This is a genomic window from Mesorhizobium sp. M1295 (genome assembly GCF_040318135.1).
In the GTDB taxonomy this organism is placed as follows: Bacteria; Pseudomonadota; Alphaproteobacteria; order Rhizobiales; family Rhizobiaceae; genus Mesorhizobium.
In genome coordinates, this window is sequence record NZ_JAMYLU010000065.1 from 1 (window position 1) to 2678 (window position 2678).

The 2678-nt window shown below is 61.0% G+C and carries 2 protein-coding genes and 2 pseudogenes; 2 read left to right on the plus strand and 2 right to left on the minus strand.

What is annotated here, in order from left to right; all coding sequences use genetic code 11:
* Positions 1 to 253: 253 nt before the first annotated feature.
* Positions 254 to 418, plus strand: a pseudogene (locus tag NKH29_RS32440) (LysR family transcriptional regulator); the annotation flags it as partial.
* Here NKH29_RS32440 and NKH29_RS32445 read toward each other — a convergent pair.
* The gene (locus tag NKH29_RS32445) at positions 405 to 1610 is read right to left on the minus strand and encodes a beta-ketoacyl-[acyl-carrier-protein] synthase family protein (protein WP_352453892.1); all 1206 of its coding nucleotides are present in this window, start codon (positions 1608 to 1610) and stop codon (positions 405 to 407) included. The pseudogene NKH29_RS32440 and the gene NKH29_RS32445 sit on opposite strands and share 14 nt — an antisense overlap.
* Positions 1611 to 1886: an acyl carrier protein gene (locus tag NKH29_RS32450; protein ID WP_023679611.1), complete on the minus strand. Its 276-nt coding sequence runs from the start codon at positions 1884 to 1886 to the stop codon at positions 1611 to 1613. It abuts the gene before it with no gap.
* Positions 1887 to 2461: 575 nt separating this feature from the next.
* Here NKH29_RS32450 and NKH29_RS32455 point away from each other — a divergent pair.
* A pseudogene (locus NKH29_RS32455) lies at positions 2462 to 2563 on the plus strand (LysR family transcriptional regulator); the annotation flags it as partial.
* Between the last annotated feature and the right edge of the window lie 115 nt (positions 2564 to 2678).

Genomic DNA, 2678 nt, shown 5'->3' on the forward strand with positions numbered 1-2678 from the left:
TCTGGAGGCCAGCACGACGGCGCGCTTCGAAGCGTCGGCCAAGACAGGCAAGGTCCGCAGGTTCAAGGAGTTCGTTGACGGCGCCCGCGGCGCGGCCGGGCCGGCAGCACTCAGGCGACTATAACGGGCGCAGAGCCGACCCTGCGGCTTCCAGACATTGTCGTGTACAGCTTCAGACCCTCAAGCCGAGCCCGCAGGGCCTCGCTTACCTTTTACGGGGCGGCGGTACGTCCAAGCCGCTTCAACAGTTAAGAATTTCGCAAAGACGATACCCCCGGATCGTCGAGCTTCCGCTGCCACTTCCCGCATTCGCCGAGGCGGTCAATGACCCGCCCTTCACAATAGTTATCCGGCAAGCATCTGGATGCGAGAGATAATGTTGCCGGAGGCATCTCTCATGGCTTCTACACCTGCCTGAACGCCAGAACCGCGTTCGTGCCGCCAAAGGCGAAGGAGTTGCTCAGTGCCACGCGCACCTTGCGCTCGCGTGCCACATTGGGCGTGACGTCGAGATCGCAATCGGGGTCCAGCTCACGATAATTGGCAGTCGGCGGCACGACGCTCTCGCGGATAGCCATCACGCAGGCGATCAACTCGAGCGCGCCGGACGCGCCGAGGCAATGCGCGTGCATGGACTTGGTAGAAGAAATGGACATTGAGAAGGCGTGCTGACCGAAGACGCGCTTGATCGCCGCCGTCTCGATCTGGTCGTTGGCCTTGGTGCCGGTGCCGTGCGCGTTGAGATAGTCGACATCCTCGGCGTCCAGCCTGGCATCGGCAAGGCAGGCCCGCATTGCTGCCTCCGGCCCCTCGACAGTCGGCGCGACGATGTCGGACGCATCGGCGGAAAGGCCGGCACCGGCAATTTCGGCAAGGATGGTGGCGCCCCGAGCCAGGGCATGCTCGTAGCTTTCCAGCACCGCCATGCCGGCGCCTTCACCAAGCGACAGGCCCTGGCGATCGGCCGAGAATGGCCGGCAAGTATCGGGCGAAAGCACGCGGATCGCTTCCCATGCCTTCAGCACACCCCATATGAGCGGCGCTTCGCTGCCGCCGGCAAGCATCACGTCGGCCCGGCCGAGCCTGATCTGGTCCACCGCGCAGGCAATCGCATGGTTTGCCGAGGAACAGGCGGACGTGACGCCGAAGACCGGCCCGCGCAGGCCGAGACTCATGCTGACCTGGCCGGCAGCGGCACCCGGCATCGCCTTGGGTACAGTCAAGAGAGCGGCACGCTTACCGCCCAGAAGGATGGCGCGGTAGGTTTGCTCGATCGCATCCCACCCGCAGCCGCCAACGCCCACCGTCGCACCGAAGCGATAGCTATTTCCCTCTTTGGAGGAAAGTCCGGCCTGACGCATGGCTTCGCGCGCCGCAAGCACAGCGAGCAGGCTGAAGCGGTCCATGGAGATGAGTTGCTTGCCGTCGATGTCATGCTCCGGCAGCGCCTTGATCTCGGCACCGATCCTGACCCTCAATTCATGGAGCTCGGAGTTGACGATTGGGCCGATGGCGGAGCGGCCTTCTCGCATCTCTGTCCAAATGGCGGCGGCGTTGGTCCCAAGCCCGCAAATCCCGCCAATCCCAGTAATCACGACGCGCCTGTCCATTCACACCCCCTTAGCGAGCAAGCTGCGCACGGCTTCCACCATGTCCCCAACATTCTGGAGATCCGACCATGCCTCGGCCGTATTCATCTCGATCTCGATGCCGTAGGCCTGCTCCAGGTCCCAGAGAACGTCCGCCAATCCCAGTGAATCGATACCGAGCGAAGTCAGTCCCGTGGCAGCCGTTATCTCGCCGCCTGTGGCAGGCGCTATGCCGCCCTCCGACGCGGCGCGCTTCTTGATCATGGCGATTATTTCGTTGGCGAGTTGATCTGCCATCTTGTTCCTTTCCAGCTTGCGTTTTCGGCGTCGTTCAAAACCCGAGTCGCGTCGCGTTGCCAAAATTGCCCCTCATAGAGCCTGTGCGACCGACCAAGCCCAATGCCCATAGGAACCGGACGAGTTCCGGCTTCTGCGGCGTCAGCCCGATGACGAAGAAAAGTCGCCGGCCTCCCGCTTTTGCGCCAGCACATCAAGAATCTGCGTGTAAATGGATAGGAACCGTCGTCAAACGTCAGCTAAACGCTGCGACGGTGGGTGCTGTCAGCGTATTCACTCGGCACCTCATATGTAATCGAGATGTTTCATAGCTCCGGACCAGTTGCGATCAACTATTGTACCGGTCCGCCATTCGTCGGAGAGTTCGACATGATCGGAGCGCTGCCTCTCATTCCCAGTACAATCTCCACCGCACGCGACAGATTTCCTCTTTCGGGCTCTTCTCAAGGGACTCGCCACGCGATAGAGGCAGTGATCGGCGCACGTGAGGTCCTGCCAAGTCCATGCGACATTCCGGAAAATTGGTAAAATCGTTTGTTTCAATCAAATGCATCCACGCTATGGATAGCTAAGACATGCGTTTCAAAGGGCTCGATCTGAATCTTCTCGTCGTTCTCGACGCGCTGCTGAGCGAGCGCGGCCTCACGGCGGCGGCACGCCGCATCAACCTAACCAAATTCATGGGGGTTGGTGGATGTGGCGCAAGCCGTTGAAATGACGTAGGATTTGGTTGCTTAAGCCGATCCGAACCATTTCCCGGAGACCACACCCACCATGAATGATCTTGCGCTG